The following is a 19,338-nucleotide window of genomic DNA, read 5'->3' on the forward strand; positions in this document are numbered from 1 at the left end:
GGGAGCCTTTTTTATTCCGGATGCCCTGTAAATTGTTTTGCATCATCACAAATCTCATACCATTCAGGCTTTTCACCCACAAATTCATGAAACGTATTTTTTAAAGTTAACTTACTATCAATCGTATTCGCAGGAATCGGAAACATTTCATCTTCAGATGCAATTTCCCCAAGAGATGTTCCGCAGTTTTTGCAGAAGTTTCTTTTATACTTGAATCCTTCTTCCGGGACATAGGTTGCAATGAATTCTTTGCCCTGAGTGATCTTTACTGTGTCTTTATTAACCAACATGATGGTGCTTGCCCCGACTTTGCGGCATCGGCTGCAATGACAAGTGCCCATCATTTTAGGAACTTCTGAAATTTCAAAAATTACTTTTTTACAGCAGCAACTACCTTGTAACATAATAAGATCTCCTTAGGTTTTTAAGGATGATAAACTATGACATTGTGTCAAGGTAAAGCACTTTATGAAAATAAATGAACTATCCAAATTAACTACAGTTTCTGCCAGATCTATCAGATATTACGAAAAAATGGGGCTCATCAAAGCGGACCGCTCTTCTAATAACTACAGGGTCTACTCAAAAAAGCATGTAAAACTCATTGAGAAGATACAGCTTTTTATTGCGGCCGGTGTGCCGCTTAAGCATATTAAATACATCGTGCCTTGTACGCTGGAGACAGAAAGGGTTTTAATGTGCAGAGACCTGGAGGCGATGTTTTTTGATGAAGTCGATAAGTTAGAGACGAGAATCAAGACGCTGCAAAAGAGTAAGAAAATACTTTTGGAAATTATAAAAAATAGAGAAATTGTTGAAGATTAAAAAAGGCCCTCAAAGAGGGCCTTTTTATGACAATTAAATTTGATAAAGGGTCTTCTGGTCTACTTCAATTACACTCATCAGGGCATCATATATTAAGAAATTCCCTGCTTTGTTTCGCGAAACCTCAAAGAAAAACTCATTGATCAGATCGCGCGTGTTTTTATCATTATTGTCTTTATAGAAGCTCTTTAAAGAAAGCTTTGGATTAAGCTCTTTTAAGTTTTTAAGAGCTCCATTTGAAAGCAGATAAAATTTTTCAGCGGGCTTAAGTTTTAATTTTACTGGCTCAGAGAAATCAATTAACTCTCCCTGATAGTAAAGGGCGCCATTGCCTTTGAATTGGCAGTCGACTTGAAGAGTCTTTAGATCAACGTTGATAATACAGTAACTGATTTCAGCATTGTTTTCTCTAGCATGGTGATTGATCATTTTCTCAAAATGTTCACTCTGAGCTTTCACCGCTGTCGTTGGAGTTGAGTTTTTTAGAACTTCAAGCTCAGAAAGAATTAAAGATGAAAGAATATAACTGTCACTTCCTGCCTGAATAAAGAGGAAGTTATGATCAGTCTGAATCATATCAAAAAACTCACCTCCGCTTTTTTCTCCGGCCATGAATTTACTAGTCACCGTGACACCTTTTAAGCTATCGACTCTTACCTTCACTAAACGATCATGCAGATCCTTTACTCGAGTCAGCTCGCTCCTCGTGAATTCATAAACTTTATCCAGGTCCGAAGCCAATTGCTCTAACTTCACTGCATGAGCAGAAAAATTCATATTGATATAGTTTTTAAGCAAGGGAGTGTTGTAATTAATTTCTTGAGACAAGTCGATAAAACCAAAAATTTTATCAAAGTGATCCTTTAACTGAGACACTAGTTTAAATTCTCTTCTTGTGTTTAAGGCCACGACTAACTTTAAATCGCGCTCTTCACACACATCAATTAAAGCATCTATATGGTCTTCATCTACGATTAAGAGCAATGGTGAATTTGCTGAAACCCGAGAATCCTCCCATGAGATGAATTTTGGCGAGAGGTCTGCCTCTTTTAAAAGTTTCTTAATATACTCATCTGTCGCCGGGTTCTGGCGCACGCATTCCATTTCTCGCATAATTCTCCTAAAGCTTCTTTGATCTCTAACATTTTAAAATAAGGCTGGAAAAAGCGATATTTAAAAATGTTCTGCCTACTTTATAAGGCGGATGACAACCGCTCCACAATTTCTATCTCCGCGTATTTTGGTCAAATTAGCTTTCTTGCTAAAGTCCCAGGCTTTTCTCACCGATACTAAATGAAAGTGGTAGTCCTTTTTTGATGGGAACCTGGAACTAGTAATGACAAAGAAAAGCAACGTAATTCAACTGTCAGCTTTAAAAGAGAAGCGTGAATTAAAGCTTAAGGCTGAAGCTGAAGCACTGTCGCGTTCTCGCGCCATTGAAGACGCTATCAAATCCACTCCTTCTATCAAATCCATCAAAAAAGAATTTTTCGAACTTTCAATTAAAACTTTATTAAGTGCTCTTCGTTGTAAAGATGATTACACGTGGGGACACTCGCTTCGCGTGGCCTATTTCTGTATTTCCGCAGGAAAAGAAATGGGGCTTTCAGAAGACGAGTTATATGAACTAGAAGTCTCGGCCCTTTTCCATGATATTGGAAAAATCGGTGTGCCTGATGCTGTTTTAAAGAAACCTTCGCGCTTAACAGACGAAGAGTTTTTAGAAATGAAGCTTCACCCGTCGAAGTCATACGAGATTCTTCAAGACTTCCCTATTTTTGAAAAGATGGCGATCAATGCAAAATACCACCATGAACGTTTCGACGGACGTGGATACCCGGAAGGGCTTAAAGGTGAAGACATTCCGCTATTTTCAAGAATCATTCTTATTGCTGACACATTCGATGCTATGACATCGACAAGACCATACCGCAAAGGACTTCCTTTTGAAGTTGCTTTCGCCGAACTTCGTGAATTTGCCGGAACTCAATTTGACCCGATGTTAGTTGAGAAATTCATCTCCAGTATGATGAAAGAGCAAAATAAAAACGAAGACACCTTCACTCTTCAGGTTATCGCTGGGGATTTCAAGAAAGACGCTGCTTAGTTCTGACAAAAAGTCGTTGCCTGGCTCGTACTCACATTGTACTTCTGTACTTTTGCACAATCGTCATCTGAGCCGTAGATTGCTTGGACCACACACTCTGCAGAATTGCCCTTAGACTTATTCCACTTCATGTTTTTATTACATGTCACATAGGCCGGCTTATCCACACAGGCCCAGTATTTATCTTTGCAGTTGTAAACAAGCCCGCGGCCAATTTGATCATAGGCAGGTGGTGCAGTTTCAACTGCCACATCATCCACAATCTTTGAGGCCATGGAAGTTTCTTGTTTTTCAGCATCAGCTCCCCCCATTGAAGGAACTTTTACTTCTTCCATTTGTCCCGTTGATGGAGTCTCAGTTGTGCTTTCAAAATTATTCACCAACTGATCAAGCTTTTGATCCACTCCTGTCTCTACAGGTTTTGAATCAACAACAACATCGTTTGATGTTGGAACATCTGATGATAAAGAAGATGTGCTCTCATCTTTTGGGGCAATATTGATATTTTCAATTGGAGCTCCTTCTGTCGCACTGGCATTAGTATCTGCCGTGGCCACTGCTCCTTCTGCCGGAGGAGTCCCCTCGGCCGGTGCGGTTGCTTCAGTAGGTTGAGTCGCCTCTACTTTTTTCGGTCTTCTTGGTTTTTTTGGCGCAGCTGCTAAAAGTTCTTCGACTGACGGCTCAGAGGAATTTTGCTTTAAAACAAATTCATCCAGGGCCAAGTATCCCAAAACCAGGATAATCACGACCCTGATAATCATGCTTATCTGCTTCTTTTTCTTGTCTTCTTCAGGGGATGCTTCAGATTCGGCTTCCGACTCCTCAACTTCTTCCTCTTCCTGCTCTTCGACCTGTTCATCCTCTTCTGCCACGCCTAATTTTTTGCGTAGTGGCTCAGGGAGACTCTTCTTAAAATTTGTGATAAGTTTTTCAAGCATATAGACAATTATAAAGGATTTTCATGAAAGTCATAGATGATGGAGTTATCAAGTACGACCGGTCAAATTTTTCCCAGTGTGGGGCGCTTTTAGCCGATGAATACGAGGCCCTTGAATACTGGAGAAAAAAACTCTACCAAATGAACTTGATTGGTGAATACCCTGAAGTGCATATCGGATTCGGAAACATGTCTACACTTCGAGACTATTCCTGTTATCACTCAAGCACGCACCCCCAATTTGTCATCACTGGTACTCAAACTGGAAAATACGCTGACCTCAATGGTCTCCAATACACACGCGTTCTCGACTATCAAATCGACCAACTAAAAATTCAAATGATGGGAGCAATTGAGGCTTCCAGCGAAGCTCTTACCCACGCTGCTATCTACGCGGCCAACCCAAACATCACAGCTGTCTTTCATATTCATTCAAGCGAGATTTGGAAAAAAATGATTGAAGATAAGTCAGACTTTACTTGTGAAAGTATTCCTTATGGAACAGTTGAGATGGCCCATGCAACTCAAGCATGCATTAAAAACAAAGACTCAGGCGTCTTTTGTATGCATGGACATGAAGATGGAATCGTCATCTATGCCCGCTCTCTCGAAGAAGCAGGAAGCCTGACGATTTCCCTCTATCAAAAATATATGATTTAAGTACATATTTAATTTTTTTTTCCGAAAAAAGACCCATGAAAGTCACGGGTCTTTTCATTCTTTTTTTATTTATCTTTCTTGGAGCCTCCCAGGAAGGACGTGCATTTTCTACCAACTCTGAAATTCAATCAATCGAGATCAAAGAATTAAATTCTCATTTAGCTGAAGAAGATTGGATTGCGAAGTGGGATCAAGGCCCGAGATCTTATTACGGATACGACACGATCAAAGTTCAAGAATCAACCAAAATGATACTTGCAAAAGTAACATTCACTAAAGCAGTCAAAAACCGTTACTTATTTGTTGGCTCTCGCTTTATTGACCGCGCTGACTTTTACTCATTCAAAAATTCAAAAGTTGAATGGCTTGCAGCTGGGGGGAATGTTATTGGTAATGATAACCTGAATATCTATACCAATTCTCCATTGATGAAAATTCCCGTAGCCCAGCCGGAAGAATCTATTTATATCAAAATTCAATCGCCTAAATTTGTTCATCTTGCCATCGATTTAAAAACTTCATCTGAATTTAAATTTGAGATGGAGGTTGCAAGAATTATTGCTTATGGATTTTTTGGTTTTATTTTCATGATGACAATCGTTCAGGTCGTTGTGTTCTTTTCTTTTAGAAATAAAAACCCTGTATACTACATGATTTTTGCCTGGTCGTGCGCCATGGCCTTTTATTGCTCATCAGGTGTTGCCGGGTATTTCTTTGATAATCCCATTCCAGTGGGTGCAAGTTTTTATGCCAACTGGTTTTTTACGGCCACACTTCATCTTTCGTTGGTCTACTTCACTTACACTCTTTTAGATTTAAAAAATCATAAATGGGTCCTTAAGCTTAACCAAATTTTGGGTACCGTCTTTATTGGTATCAGTATGCTGGTTATGTATGACAATCAACAGATTGGATACTTCTATAATATTAAGCAGTCTATACAGCTTACAATGTTGCTCTCGATGGTTTATTTGACTTTCTTAGGATTGAAAACCAATAGAAACCTGGCCATTCTTGTCATTATTTCATGGATGCCAGTCATGATTTACGCCATCACGGCCATTTTTAATCTTTATCCTGCCCGTAAAATTTATGATCCGGCCATCATGGCCTTGCCAGTTGTTTTTGAAATGATTGTCAGTTCTATTGCTGCTTATTTCAACATGAGAAAAATTCAGCGCGATCTTGTCGAATCTGAAATAAGAAAAAAACAAAATGAAGTTTTAAAACAGGCGATGAGAACAATCAGTCACGACCTGGCAAATCACTTTTTTGTTGCTGAACATAGTATCGAGGCGATTAAAAAAACGAGTCCACTTCTTGATCATAAATCACATGCGCGATTGGATCGTGTGCAAAAATCGCTCAAGCAGAGTAAACTCCTTCTAAGCAGAGTGAAATGCTGGATCCTGGCCGGAGATGGAAAAATTAATGTCAAAAATGAGCCTGTGGCCATTATTCCACTCATCAAAGAATCAATTGATCTCTTTGAAGAGCGGGCAAAAGCTAAAAATATTGAGTTCTCAACAGAGTGGAATTCGGAACTAGAGCATGTGAGAGTTTGGGGGGATCCAGTCGCTATCTTTAATCAGGTTCTCAATAACTCTCTTTCCAATGCTATTAAATTTAGCTATCGCAACTCAAAAGTCATCATAAAGCTTCATCATTGCCCTGAGCGCGTGTATGTCTCTATCAAAGACAGTGGTATTGGGATGAAAAAAATGGATCAGACCCAGTTCATTCTAAATGGTCATATCGAGAGTACCGAAGGGACTGACAATGAAAAAGGAACTGGTTTTGGAATGCGTTTAATGAAATCTTATATGGAATCATTTGATGGCGAAGTTAGTATTCAGTCATCAACAGAAGAATCCAGCCGAGGGACAGAAGTCATCTTGATTTTTAAATACATTGATAAGTCGGCCCCTTCACATGTCGATGAGGCCTTCAGTAAAGTCGGCATTGTCTAAAAAGCTTTGTAAAAACTTCTAAAATGATTCCCTTCAGGCGAGACTTTAATCCATGAGTCCATCTCATTAGTCACTTCTTTGGAAGAAAGCACTTTCCATTCAACATGATGAGCTTCAGAATATTTGTCAGCAAGTGACTGTATAACCAGTCCCATCGTTTTGCGATAATTAACTTCTACCAATGGATAGAGTTTTAACTGCCCTTCTTCTTGGTAAATAAATGAGTCGATCTGCACATTAAAAAGAGCGCCTTTATTTAAATATGTACGAGCAATCTCCTGAGTGATTTTTTCCAGTTCATCTAAAGAAAAGTGGTATTTTTCCAGAATATATTTTTTGAAGTTATCCACATTGGAAGCGCCCGCTCCGCCTTTAAATCCCCCACTCTCTGAATTAAAATTCTCTACCATAAACTGGCGCTTAATTTCTCCGTTGTGGATAATAAATGTTGTGCCGATATCAAAAACTCTTTGATAAACAGGTTCCAATAAAACTTTTTCGACCAGGATCTTTTTTAATGTTTCAACATTAACCTGATCAGCGTGAAAATAATAATGCCCGATACCGCTAAAGCTATGTGGACGCTTAATGATCCAATATTTAATATTCGGGTGTGTTTTTAAATGGGAAAGAACATCCTCCACACTCTCTGCAATTTTTCCCTGCCAAAACCCCCATCCTCTTTCTTTTGCGATTTCAACTGATGTGAGTTTAGAATTTAATTCTTTTTCTAAATCTCGTTCATGGCGATGACTCCACCAATAAGTGAATGTTTTTTCATCGGGAGCAAACGACGGAATATTAAACCCCAGAGACTTTAAATGTTTGAGGTAATTATCATCATATTGTTTGATATTTTTTAAGTGACAGGCTTCCTGATTAATCAGAAAAAAAACATATTCAAACTCTCTAATCACTTTTAATGAAGAAGGTGATCCTTCTTCATAGCGGGGATCAAAAAGAGAGGCTTCATAGTCCAGGTCGACTTTATAGGTTTTCATTACCAGTTCTTGCGGTTGGTGACTTTGAATTCATCTCTAAACTCATCTAGCGACTGAATGAAAGCGTCATCAAGGCCTGCTTTTTTTCTGATCTCTTTATCAAATTGAATCCCCTTGGCGCGGGCAGGAGTCATCACTCCCGGCAGATGCGTACGATAATAGTTCCATAGATCCTGGTTTCCTCTCCACTGATTTAACCAGTGAGCGCCAAGGGCCACATGAGAAATTTCATCTTCTAAAACCACACGCATAATCTCTGCTGTCTTAAAATCTTCTACGGCCTTAAAACTCTGCTCATAAAACTGAGCGAAATCTAAGTTGGCCGATTCAAACGTCATCGCCATAGCAGAATAAAAGTGCGAAGGAGTTTTTAGTTTCTCCATTGAGCGCCAGAAAAAGTCATTGAGCGGGAAATCCCCTAGCTCAATTCCAAATTCCTTCATACGCGCAAGATACATCTTTAAATGTTTTTGTTCGTCTTGAATGGTTTTAATTAATCCCTTTTTAAACTGGATCATTTCTTTTCCAGTATCCGGGTAAACCAGCAGGGCCGCGGCCATCATTTCGATTGCCAGAAGCTCGTGGTTGGCAAAAAAGTGTAAAGCAAGCCCTCTCTTATCTTCCAGGTGAAAGCTTGCGCTTCGAGGGAATTTAACCTGCTCGTTATTGAACTCCAGGCGCTTGGTGCGCCCGGGATTTTGCGGTAATTCATAATCTTGAAGATGCTCAGTCAGAATAATGTCTTTTGAAGAAAGTAGTTTGTCTTCTAAACTCTCCCCTTCTAGAACCTGTCTGGCAAAATCGCGGTAATGCATAAACTATCTTTTTGGTTTCCCTTGAAACTTTCTCTTCTTAGAAGGTTTCCCCTGACGGAAGTTGCTCTTCGTTGAGCCCACTGCCGAGGCCAGGTTTGATTGCCTTTCTCCCGGTTTTCCACCTGGAGGTGACCCTCTTCTACCCTGGAATGGACGTCTCGTGAAGCGCCTTTGCTGAAAGCAGTCTTCACAAATAGCAAACTTAGCATTTTCTGGGAGTTTAACTCCACAGCTTGAGCAAGTCGGCGTGATCTTGTCGGAAAGAAGTGTGTTGAGTTTGTCGATGGCCAGAAGCTTATTTTCCAGAAGATCTCTCTCATCAAACTCAAAATTCTTATTGTTGAAGTGGCGGGCAAGCCATTGGTAGAGCTCCACGCACTTAATTGTCGTCTCAAGATAATCAATCTCATTTGAAGCATGATTGATGTGTTCGTTCTTAATAATTTCATTAGTAACGAATTTCTTTAAAATCCAAACATAATATTGAACATGCTCCAGCAGACCTAAGTTAACAGGGGCACAGGCAAATCCAAAAATCTCTGCTGATGAAAGTGTGTGATTACTATCAATATCTTCTACCGTTTCAGCAAGTTCAATCATCTCTTTCAGGTCAACACAGTAGAATGGTTTCGTGAAGATCATCGTGTTAAAGAGTCTCAAAAACTCTGAAAGCCTAAGGATAGGAAGATTGTGAGATGAAAGGGCATTGTTAACCTTCGTAAAGATATCCAGATCGGGACCAACCATACTTTGAGTCTGTTGCTCCAACACTGAATCTAAGGCATCTTGAATCTCTGTTAATCCATCTTCTACTTTCTGCAGACAAGTCACCTTTCCTACTGGGAAACGCTGGAAGCGTCCGGCACGACCGGCAATCTGCTTAATCTCACTCACTGTGATTGGGTGCTCTTGTGAGTTAATATGTTTTGTCAGAGTGGTAAAAACGATTCTCTTAATCGGAAGGTTCATCCCCATTGAGATAGCATCTGTACTGACAATAACGTCTGTGATCCCTTTATCAAACTTGCGGGCCTGTTCACGGCGAACTTCAGGAGACAGCATCCCGTAGATAATAGAGACTTTAAAACCAACCTGTTCCAGATCGTATTTGTACTTAAGCGCATTTCTTCTTGAGAAAACAATCAGAGCATCACTTTTTTGCAGCTGAGAGAGCACGATTGGCTTATCTTCAACTTCAAGTTTCGTCATACGTTCATAATTTTTTACTTCTAACTCATCACCGCAAAGTTCTGTGATCTGTTTTACCAGGTCAAGAACCGAGCCATCACCACACACGTGAACTTCGTACGCATGAAGGTTCACCAGGGCGCGAGTCCATGCCCAGCCTCTTTGTTTATCAGTGATCATCTGGATTTCATCAATAACCGCACATGAGAACTCTTCGTTCAGTTTGGCCATTTCAATCGTCGATGAGTAGTGAGTTGCATCTTCAATCTCGATAACTTCTTCACCTGTTAAAAGAGTGGTCTTCACTCCTTTTCCGTTAAGAGTATCGTATAACTCGGCAGCAAGAAGTCTCAGAGGCGCCAGGTAACACCCCTTGCGGGAAGCGGCCAGTGCCTGGATCGCATGGTAGGTCTTACCAGAGTTAGTCGGCCCCATGTGATAGATAATTTTTCTTGGGATCTTTCTGGCGTGTGAGTGCAGCCAGAACTGCCCTAAGTACTCCTGAAGAATGTTTGAAGAGATATCTTTTCTCTTTAGCACCAGGATGGATTTGATTAGTTTTTTAAACTCAACAACCAGGTATTTTTCATGTCTCCAGATATTGCTAGAGAGCTGCTTAAAAAAGCGCGTGAATTCTTCGTCACTCACCAGTTCTGGAGAATGCCCTTCTTCAGATAGAATGCGATGAAAGAAAAGAATTAAGTTATTAGCGTGCTCTTTTGCCAACGGGCTTGGATAAGTGAAGGTCTCATCTTGAAGGGCCTTAATTTGCGATTCAAGACGATTTAAAGAAGACTTCTTTAACCTGAACTGCACCTGTTGAAATTTTTTATCCAGAGTTCTTAAAAGGTTCTGATAGATCGTTGTGATATCAGAGATCGCGCTTTCTTTATTCAAAGCGATCTGCTCTTCAATCTTCGCTTTTGTATCATTGATTGCGGCCACGCACTCATCGTAGACGACTTCGCGTACGCGTGTTCTGTAATCAGCAAGACAGGCCACACACTGACAGGCAAGCTGGCTTGATTTTAATTCTGCATTGAAATTTTCTTTGAAACTCTTTTGAGTTTCAACGTGATTTGTTTCTTTCCCTTCAACCCACTTCTTTAAAACAGCATAGTGAAGTTCAAGAACTGCCGGGGTGAGTCCCCCATCCTGGCCGAAATAGAAAATCTCTTTTTCCGGCATCAGACAGTCGTCGATAAAAATGAGCGAAATAATATTCTCTCTTTGAAGAAATTCAAAGAAGTTTACATACTCGGTATTGAAAATACTTACCAATGAAGGGTACTGCTTAAAAACATTCCAAAGAGCACTTTGAGTTTTTTCAACGAAATTTAAAACAATGCCTGCATCTTCAACAGTTCGAAGATAATCATCGCTTTCGGAAAAAGAATGAATTTTAATTAGGGTCTTTCTTTCGGTATCTAAGAGGTCGCGGATACCTTGGTAATCGGGAAGGGCGGGAAAATCAGTCGTGCTCAATAAAAATTCCTTTTTAATGTTTCACGACTGATTATATCATCTTGCTTTCTATCGGTCTAATTCAACAATGTACGCTACGGCCATTTTCGCAAACTTTGCAGCATGGTTGGCGTTTCCATTTGATGCGGCCAGAGTATCTCTTGCTGTATGGATGTTGTGATTCATGTCATTCATCTTCGCTTCAAACGGCATTGATGCCGGATAACCTTGAGAATGCCAAGAAGCGTGGTCTGAACAACCGTATCCACACTTATCAAATCCCCACTTCACACCTGGAACGTAACGGTCAATGATCGATCCAACGAAGTTGTTTTGCTGGTCGTTGGTATAGTCTCTCATCATAACGATATCGAGATCTTTTGTTCCCTGGAAATTCGTCATATCAAGTTGCATAACCCCAATGACGTTTACGTTTTTTTGCTTAAAGCTTCTTGAAATTTCTTTTGATCCCAACAGACCAACTTCTTCAGCTGCATAGGCCATAAATTTAATTGTTTTTTGTGGCTGGTATGAGCTGTCTGCAAGAATGCGGATAACTTCTGAAATCGTCGCGATTCCAGATGCGTTATCATCTGCCCCAGGAGCTGTGGAAGTAGCACCACCAAATGATCCGTTGATTGAATCCTGGTGACCACCAACAACAATCGTCTCATCTGACGCACCTTTCAGAGTTAAAATAACTGAAGGCTGATCCCATTGAGAGTGTGGAAAAAATTCTACTGTTGCGTCAGTGCGATTCTTGACCAAACCTGTCCAGTATTCCTTAATCCATGTCGCTGACTGCTTTCCGAATTCTCCCTTATAGTAACGATTCTTAAACGAAGAAAGTTTAGTAATCGTGGCCAGGATGTTATCAGCTTTTACTTCGTTCACCAGAGGCTTAACTAAGTTTTCCTGATTGATAGTGTAGTCCGCGAACATATTATTCTTAGCAAAGAGCTGAGCTCCATCTTGAGAATCTAATTGCTCAAGAGCTTCTTCCTTATCGTCGTGAACCATGAATCCACCACAACGGTTGAAGTTTCTGTGCATAAGAAGTGAAAGCCAAGGAATCGACTCTTCATCGATTTTCAAGACGCTAATTCCGTCTTTTGTCTCGATAGATTCAACTCTTCTTCCGAAAGTTTTTTCAGAGAAAGCTAGAGCATCTGAATCGATAGTAATGTAGACACTTTTTGTATTTTCTGTAGCTAATGGAGACACTGCTGGGATAGCAATCATTGCTACTGCCAGAGAGAGCGATTTGAAACCTTTCATCATAAACAACCTATTCCTTTAGTGGTAATCATCCGTGATTAACAAAAAGTTTGTTCCTTTTGGTATGATTTGTCTAATTTTCTGGAATTTTATCTTCTTACTTCTTACAATCTAACAAAGAAAGATTTCACAATTTTGACGGAGAGAACCATGATCTCAACCTGGCTGACAAAAACTTTTGATATTAAGTACCCAATCATCCTAGCTCCGATGTTTTTAGTGTCTAATAACAAAATGTTAGCTGAAGCCTATAAGAACGGATTCATTGGCTGTATCCCCTCTTTAAACTACCGTACCCCGGCCGATTTTGAAGCAGGAATGGTGGATCTTCACAAAGAGTGCAATGGAAAATTTGGAATCAATCTCATAGTAAATAAGTCAAATGTTCACCTGGCCGAACATCTTGCTGTCCTGGAAAAACATCCACCAGCATTCATCATTACTTCACTTGGCTCTCCCGAAGAAACAATCAGAAGATTAAAACCACTGGGAGTAAAAATTCTTTGTGATGTGGTCGATGTTGAATACGCTAAAAAAGTTGAATCCCTTGGAGCTGACGCTTTAATCGCTGTCAACTCTGGTGCCGGCGGACACGCCGGAAATATCTCTCCGTCAATCCTGGTTCCAATGTTAATGAAAGCAACAAAACTTCCAGTAATCTCTGCCGGAGGAGTTGGTACAGGAGCGGGCCTTCTTTCAGTTATGGCCTTAGGAAGCGAAGGTGTTTCAATCGGGTCTCCTTTTATCGCCACAAAAGAATCCCCAGTTTCAGAAGAGTATAAAAAAGCCGTCGTTGATTTTGGAGCGATGGATATCGTGATGACGACAAAAATTTCAGGAAGTCCGTGTTCAGTTATCAATACTCCTTATGTGAAAGAAATCGGGACTGAACAAAACTTCGTCGAATCTTTTTTAAATCACAATAAACAACTTAAAAAATATGCCAAGATGCTGACTTATTACCGTGGGATGAAAGCGGTGGAAAAAGCGGCCTTTGCAGCCACTTATAAAACAGTCTGGGTTGCTGGACCTTCAATTGAGTTTACTCACGCGATCGAAGACGTTCAGACGATTATTAAAAGAATTATTGCTGAATACGAAGAAGCTTACCAGGCACTTGTCGCTCGCCAGCTTAAGTAAGAGGCAACTCAATCACAAATGAAGTATGGGCCGAAGCCGTGTCGTAATAAAATCTACCGCGGTGGTTTTCAATAATCCCTTTTGAAATTGAAAGACCAAGCCCTGTCCCCTTCCCTACTTCTTTCGTCGTAAAAAATGGCATCATGATCTTATCCAGAACTTCCGGGTCAATTCCATCTCCACTGTCAGTGACGCTGATTTTGCAAATGCCTTCTTCATGTCCGACGTTGATCTCAACCCATTTTTCTTTCAATGGTTCAACTGCATCGTAAGCATTGTTAAGGAGGTTAACCAAAACTTGTAAAAGCTCTGCGGCCCTTCCATTAATAAAAAGTGAGTCGCCTTCATCCATGCGCACTTTTAAATTAATAGCATGGAATTTAAATCTTTCTCGTGAAAAATCTAATGTCTCATCAATCAGTCCTGAAACCTGAATGCGCTCCATTTGATCGTTTTCAGCATTTCGTGAAAAAGATCTCAGACCGCGGATAATTGAGCCAATTCTTTTGGCCGTATTTTGAATATTGGTTAATTCTTCAGCGATTGAATGGTTGTATTTGAAGTTATTGCTTAGAGCATTGTCAGTGCCTTCAATTCTACGTTTTAAAAGTGATGTTTTCCCAATGATAATAGTCAGAGGGTTATTAATCTCGTGAGCAATCCCTCCGGCCATTTCCCCCAGTGAAGACATCTTGGCAGAGGCCACGAGTTTTTCTCTTTGGCTGCTTAAGATGGCTTCCGCGTGTTTTCTTTCGCTAATATCACGCACACAGGCCTGAAGCACAGTTCTTCCGTCGTAAGAAAAAGCTGTCAGCAGAACTTCGGCCGGAAAACTCTTTCCATTCTTGCGACAATGCATCCATTCAAAATGACTAACACCATCGTTGAAAGCCTTTCTCATATGATTGTTGGCCATGGTCTCTGAATCACCACCGTTAGGCTGAAATTCAGGAGAAAGGTCAGACGGGTGCAGAGAAAGAAACTCTGCTTTTTTCTCAAAACCAAAAAGTTTCAACGTGCGAGAGTTGCAATCAAAAAAACGCCCATCCATTGTTAAAAGCATCAGGGCATCACTCGATCCTTCAAAAATAGAATGCGCCTTGGCCCTTTGTCTTTGGATTTCATATTCGTAATCTTTTTGTGATGAGATATCTGAAATCGTTCCGACCATACGATGAGGTTTATCATCAGTCTTATTATTGATCATCATCCCGCGTGCAAGAACCCACTTATAACTACCATTTTTACAAAGGAGGCGGCATTCAGTAATAAAGCTTTGCTCGCCATTGAAGTGCGCTGCCAGGTTCGCTCTTACACGAGGGAGATCTTCAGGATGCACAGTCGTTGGCCAGTCTATTTCAGCACTATCTAATTCACCTTCTTCATATCCTAAAAGACTATTGAGTCTCCTGCTAAAATGAACCTTACCCGTTTCAATATTCCAATCCCAAACAGCATCTCCAGCTCCCTCCAAAGCGAACTTCCAAAGCTCTTCACTGGCCTTGAGTTCTTCTGTTGTCTGACTGGCAAAATTGATCGCACGTTTTTTCATGGCCTGCAAAGAAACGATTAACGTTCCTAACAGTAAACTAATAATCGCGGCCACTGCTCCTACACGAGATGAAAATGAATCGCGGCTAGCATAAAAAGCAGCAGTACCTTTAAATTGAAAAACAAAATCATGGTTACCAAAACGAACTTTTTTAATAATCTCATTAGAGCCTGGAAGTTTGTCATAGCCAGGAGTCGCTGTAATTAAAGTGCTTCTCCCTAACGAATCTTCTGAGACTTTGAAACTTATTTCTTTCAAATTCCCTTGCTGAAAGACAGTACTAAAGAATTGATCAGTCATCACCGGAGCATACGTCCAGCCAATCAATCTCTCTCTTCTTTCTGCTACTGTTTTAGGTATTTCTCCCCTTCCATAAAAAGGGTAGTAGGCCAGCATCGCCGGCTGTCCATCAGGGTCATCAATGAGCTTTATTTTTCCTGTAATTGCCGGCTCTCCGGTGTCACGGGCGTATTCGGCGGCCATGCGACGCTGTTCTTCAGTCGCTAAGTCAAGACCTGCCTTTAAGCGATTGCCACCAAAGGGTTCAATATAAGTTACCAGATACGCTTCAGAAAGAAGTGCGTTTTGGGAAGTTTCCTCTGGAGAAGCGCCAGGAACAACATGGTACTCAAAGTCCTGCCCTTTTCTCAGTTCATTTTTCTTAATAAAAGATTCGATCTCAGTTTTAGGAAGGCGGAAAACAACACCGAGCCCCCTTAGCGCCGGAAGTTGTTTTTGAAATTGATTGTATTCCAAAAAACTGCTCCACTCTTCTTGTGTCACTTTATCGCTGGCGGTAAATAAACTCGCGCCACTTTGAAGAGCAAAAAAATAGTTATTCATTTTTGATTCAAGTAATGGCTCAACACCTTCGACAATGGTTTTCAAATAATCATCAGAGTCGCGGCTATTTTTAAAAAAGAATCCCAAAAATAAAAGGCTGGCAAAAATCCAGCTAAAAAGCAGAACCAACCCCGGTTGCTTAAGAGAAGAGATGCGCTTTAAATCAGTCATCATCAATGAACTAATTCCAACGCTGGCCAGGAATACTTGTAGGTTAATCAAGTTTGTATTAGTCGTTCCATGCAAGAAAACACCGTAACCAAACTTAACAGCTAACACTCCGATAAAGGAAACAAGAATCGTGGCCAGAGAACTGCCACGCTCTCCTGCCTGAGCTGCACACCAAAGCATGTATGGGAAAATAAAAAATAAGTAAGGTGCCCCTTCAACCTGAAAGAAAAGCAACCAGCACAGAAGCACTCCACCAAAAATCAGGGCCAGGCTCATAAAAATGCCTGGAGCTTCGTGAGCTTCATCCTGTAAGCTAAAAGAGTTTTTGACGAAAGAAAATACCAAAGGCAGAACTACGATGCCCCCAAGAGAGTCCCCAGTCCACCAAGTCAACCAAACCTGATCAAACATTTCTCCTGGTGAAACTCCTGATAAAACCAGAGTTAGGGTTCCCACCATTGAGCTGATAGAAGCTCCGATAATTGAAGCTAAAACAATTGCAAGTGTTCGTGAGTGAGTTTCAGACTGGTATTTCTTTTGACTAAAAAAAAAGAGCACTATTGCGCCAACAAGTGCTTCCAGTGTATTTCCTGTCGCGATACTCAGAATCGATATAAGCGACAGGCTTGAAAGCGAATTGATGATAAAAGCACCGGCAAAAACGAAGGGCCAGAAGCGAAGACCAAAAAGAAATAAGACGGCCATGGCCACGCCTGTTGCCGGCCACACTGGAGAGGTTACTTCATTAATCGTCGCCAGTGAAAGGCCAACGCGAGCAAAGACCAGATAGAGGGCCAGGAAAGCAACAAGCTTCACAAAATAATTTTGCAAAAATGTCGAAGCAACGTCGCTCTGAATGCGCTCAGAATTCACAATGTCCCCAAAACGTAAAACACACCACTAAGTTAGCGACTTCATTTATCACTTTTGTGTCATTTTATCTATAAATTGAATATTAAGTTTACCTCAACTTCCATTGGAGATGGCAATTAAAAAAGGCCCGTTTAGCGGGCCTTCTTTAAGGTAAAATTTAATTAGGTTGGCTCAGATAATTTCACAGTCAACAGACGAATGGGTGTTTAAGACATCCAGCTTAGTTGAGAGACTTCTTTGAGTGTAGTCCTTCATCGAATAACTCATCGTTTTTGCGGAAGTTGCAGGGTCTTCAATTGAGACCGAGTTCAATCGGCCCTCAAGAACAGTCGCTTCAAAGGCAACGCCATTGTGAAGCTTGTTCATAGTGGCCATCTCATACTCAGAAATCGGTGTTTCCACGACATCCACCTGAAATTTGGCCAAAAGAATACACTTTAAAATCATCCCTGATGCAATCATTTGAAACTCCTATTTTGCCAATAGACCAGCTCTTCTTAAAAGAGCGTCCGGGTTTGGTTGTTTTCCTCTGAAGGCCACGTAAAGGTTCATCGGATGCTCGCTTCCACCTTTTGAAAGGACATTGTCCTTAAACTTGTTGGCGACATCGCGGTTGAAGATCCCTTTTTCTTTGAAGAATTCAAAAGCGTCAGCATCTAAAACTTCGGCCCATTTGTATGAGTAATATCCTGCTGAGTATCCACCGGCAAAAATGTGAGAGAACGCAGTTGAAATGCTTGTTCCCTTAACAGTTGGAAGAAAATCCATCTTGTTAGTCATTTTTGTTTCGAAAGCTTCAATGTCTTTAACTTGATCTGGATTAGCTGAGTGCCATGCCATATCGATCGTTGCAAAACTAACTTGTCTTAGTGTTGCACGTCCTTCAAGGAAGCTTGAAGAGTCTTTAATTTTTTTGATTAAATCCGCTGGGATTTTTTCTTTTGTTTCGTAGTGTTCAGCAAAAAGATCCAGGCACTCTTTTTCGTATGCCCAGTTTTCCATGATCTGTGATGGAAGCTCTACGAAATCCCAGTAAACGTTTGTTCCTGAAAGAGTTTCGTAACGAGTGTTTGCCAGCATACCGTGAAGGGCGTGACCAAACTCGTGGAATAGAGTGACAACTTCATCAAATCCTAGAAGAGAAGGTTTTGTTGGAGTTGGTTTTGTGAAGTTACAAACGATGGCCACATGTGGACGAACGTTCACACCGTGATCCATTTTTTGACCTCTAAATGACGTCATCCACGCCCCGTTTCTCTTTCCTGCTCTCGGGTGAAAATCAGCGTAGAACACAGAAACGTGCTTATCGTTTTCATCCAAAACTTCATACGTTTTTACATCTTCGTGATAAACAGGAATGTCAAAACGTTGCTCAAATTTTAAACCGTAAAGGTTCTTCGCTACTTTGAAAACACCATCAATCACGTTCTCAAGTTTGAAGTAAGGGCGAAGCATTTCATCATTCACCTGGAATTTTTCATTCTTTAGTTTTTCAGCGTAGTAAGCTGTATCCCACTTTTGAAGCTCTGTAATACCGTCTAGCTTTTTCGCATAAGCTTTTAGCTCTTCAGTTTCTTTAACTGCTGCAGGAGTCGCATGGTTAACAATATTGTCTAAGAATTCAAAAACTGTTTTTGGGTTAGAGGCCATTCTCTCTTCAAGAATGAAGTGAGCGTGTGATTCATAACCAAGCAGGTTTGCTTTTTGGTGTCTTAGAGTCGCGATCTCTTTAATGATTTCTTTGTTGTCTGTTTCGCCGTCTTTAAAACCTTTTGTCGAGTTTGCCAGCCATAGTTTATGACGAAGCTCGCGGTTTTTAGCGTAAGTTAAAAAAGGAATCACACTTGGGTATTGAAGTGTAAAGGCCCATTTGCCTTCGTGGCCTTTTTCTTTTGCCGTCATTGCTGCTGCTTCAATTACATCTTCAGTCAGACCTTCAAGATCTTTTTTATCTTCAACCAGCATCACGAAATCGTTTGTTTCTTTCAGGATGTGATCGCCAAACTTCAGCCCTAGAGTCGAAAGTTTAGTTGAGATTTCTCTCAGTCTTTCTTTTTGAGCGTCGTTTAGAAGAGCTCCATTTCTTACGAATCCCTTGTAGCTTTTTTCTAACAGCATTTTTTGTTCAGCTGAAAGATTGAAGTTTTCTTTGTGGTCCCAGACTTTTTTAATTTTCTTAAACAGGTCTGCATCCAGACTGATATCGTTTCCGTATTCAGTTAGAAGTGGAGAAAAATCCTTAGCAATCGCCTGGATTTTATCGTTCGTTTCAGCAGAGTGAAGGTTAAAGAAAATTCCTGAAATAAGTTCTACTTCCGGCCCGGCATTTTCCAGTGCTTCAACTACGTTTTCAAACGTTTCAGTTTCTTTGTTGTTTTTAATGTCAGCAATGCGAGCTTTAGCTGTAGCGATTGCTTCTTTTACTGCTGGAAGAAAATCTTCCGGCTTAATTTCGTTGAAAGGAACTGTTTCAAATGGTGTGGTGAATTTGTTTAAAAGAATATTCATGTCTAT

Annotated in this window: 15 protein-coding genes; 5 read left to right on the plus strand and 10 right to left on the minus strand. The window is 40.6% G+C overall.

Translation table 11 applies throughout. The features are described from left to right. Nucleotides 1-11: 11 nt before the first annotated feature. Nucleotides 12-404: a GFA family protein gene (locus tag AC6JA8_RS16545; protein WP_497974785.1), complete on the minus strand. Its 393-nt coding sequence runs from the start codon at nt 402-404 to the stop codon at nt 12-14. Between the two features lie 64 nt (nt 405-468). Here AC6JA8_RS16545 and AC6JA8_RS16550 point away from each other — a divergent pair, with 64 nt between their 5' ends. Further along, a complete protein-coding gene (locus tag AC6JA8_RS16550; RefSeq protein WP_497974786.1) occupies nt 469-825 on the plus strand; it encodes a MerR family transcriptional regulator in 357 nt (118 codons plus the stop codon). 33 nt (nt 826-858) lie between these two features. On the opposite strand, the gene AC6JA8_RS16555 is transcribed toward AC6JA8_RS16550, so the two are convergent. Then, complete coding sequence (locus AC6JA8_RS16555; protein ID WP_497974787.1) at nt 859-1,938, minus strand: hypothetical protein; 1,080 nt, start codon at nt 1,936-1,938, stop codon at nt 859-861. A gap of 223 nt (nt 1,939-2,161) precedes the next feature. On the opposite strand from AC6JA8_RS16555, the gene AC6JA8_RS16560 reads away from it, so the two are divergent. After that, the gene (locus AC6JA8_RS16560) at nt 2,162-2,932 is read left to right on the plus strand and encodes an HD-GYP domain-containing protein (RefSeq protein ID WP_102244922.1); all 771 of its coding nucleotides are present in this window, start codon (nt 2,162-2,164) and stop codon (nt 2,930-2,932) included. Here AC6JA8_RS16560 and AC6JA8_RS16565 read toward each other — a convergent pair. After that, complete coding sequence (locus AC6JA8_RS16565; RefSeq protein ID WP_497974788.1) at nt 2,929-3,870, minus strand: hypothetical protein; 942 nt, start codon at nt 3,868-3,870, stop codon at nt 2,929-2,931. The two genes, AC6JA8_RS16560 and AC6JA8_RS16565, sit on opposite strands and share 4 nt — an antisense overlap. A gap of 23 nt (nt 3,871-3,893) precedes the next feature. Here AC6JA8_RS16565 and AC6JA8_RS16570 point away from each other — a divergent pair, with 23 nt between their 5' ends. Both AC6JA8_RS16570 and AC6JA8_RS16575 read left to right on the plus strand, forming a co-directional pair. Beyond that, entirely contained in the window at nt 3,894-4,529 is a 636-nt protein-coding gene (locus AC6JA8_RS16570; RefSeq protein WP_497974789.1) for a class II aldolase/adducin family protein, read from the plus strand. 35 nt (nt 4,530-4,564) lie between these two features. After that, on the plus strand, nt 4,565-6,499 hold the full coding sequence (locus AC6JA8_RS16575) for a sensor histidine kinase (protein ID WP_497974790.1): 1,935 nt from the start codon (nt 4,565-4,567) through the stop codon (nt 6,497-6,499). Here the strand turns inward: AC6JA8_RS16575 and AC6JA8_RS16580 are convergent. The 4 genes from AC6JA8_RS16580 to AC6JA8_RS16595 are packed head-to-tail and all read right to left on the minus strand — an operon-like array spanning nt 6,496 to nt 12,248. Continuing rightward, nucleotides 6,496-7,500 carry a hypothetical protein gene (locus AC6JA8_RS16580; protein ID WP_497974791.1) on the minus strand — a complete coding sequence of 335 codons (1,005 nt, stop codon included), beginning with the start codon at nt 7,498-7,500 and terminating at the stop codon, nt 6,496-6,498. The genes AC6JA8_RS16575 and AC6JA8_RS16580 overlap by 4 nt on opposite strands. Continuing rightward, nucleotides 7,500-8,315 carry a ferritin-like domain-containing protein gene (locus AC6JA8_RS16585; RefSeq protein ID WP_497974792.1) on the minus strand — a complete coding sequence of 272 codons (816 nt, stop codon included), beginning with the start codon at nt 8,313-8,315 and terminating at the stop codon, nt 7,500-7,502. Before AC6JA8_RS16585 ends, AC6JA8_RS16580 begins: the two co-directional genes overlap by 1 nt. A gap of 3 nt (nt 8,316-8,318) precedes the next feature. Then, nucleotides 8,319-10,988 carry a helicase-related protein gene (locus AC6JA8_RS16590; RefSeq protein WP_497974793.1) on the minus strand — a complete coding sequence of 890 codons (2,670 nt, stop codon included), beginning with the start codon at nt 10,986-10,988 and terminating at the stop codon, nt 8,319-8,321. Between the two features lie 48 nt (nt 10,989-11,036). Next, complete coding sequence (locus tag AC6JA8_RS16595; RefSeq protein WP_497974794.1) at nt 11,037-12,248, minus strand: M20/M25/M40 family metallo-hydrolase; 1,212 nt, start codon at nt 12,246-12,248, stop codon at nt 11,037-11,039. A 147-nt stretch (nt 12,249-12,395) separates the two neighbouring features. Between AC6JA8_RS16595 and AC6JA8_RS16600 the strand changes: the two genes are divergently transcribed. Then, nucleotides 12,396-13,385, plus strand: a complete 990-nt coding sequence (locus tag AC6JA8_RS16600; protein WP_497974795.1) for an NAD(P)H-dependent flavin oxidoreductase — start codon at nt 12,396-12,398, stop codon at nt 13,383-13,385. Here the strand turns inward: AC6JA8_RS16600 and AC6JA8_RS16605 are convergent. From AC6JA8_RS16605 to AC6JA8_RS16615, 3 genes are all read right to left on the minus strand, one after another. Continuing rightward, the gene (locus tag AC6JA8_RS16605) at nt 13,378-16,824 is read right to left on the minus strand and encodes a CHASE domain-containing protein (RefSeq protein WP_497974796.1); all 3,447 of its coding nucleotides are present in this window, start codon (nt 16,822-16,824) and stop codon (nt 13,378-13,380) included. The two genes, AC6JA8_RS16600 and AC6JA8_RS16605, sit on opposite strands and share 8 nt — an antisense overlap. 171 nt (nt 16,825-16,995) lie before the next feature. Beyond that, the gene (locus AC6JA8_RS16610; protein WP_497974797.1) at nt 16,996-17,286 is read right to left on the minus strand and encodes a hypothetical protein; all 291 of its coding nucleotides are present in this window, start codon (nt 17,284-17,286) and stop codon (nt 16,996-16,998) included. Nucleotides 17,287-17,295: 9 nt separating this feature from the next. Beyond that, nucleotides 17,296-19,332 carry a M3 family metallopeptidase gene (locus tag AC6JA8_RS16615; RefSeq protein ID WP_497974798.1) on the minus strand — a complete coding sequence of 679 codons (2,037 nt, stop codon included), beginning with the start codon at nt 19,330-19,332 and terminating at the stop codon, nt 17,296-17,298. Nucleotides 19,333-19,338 lie beyond the last annotated feature (6 nt).

This window comes from Bacteriovorax sp. HI3 (genome assembly GCF_059738875.1).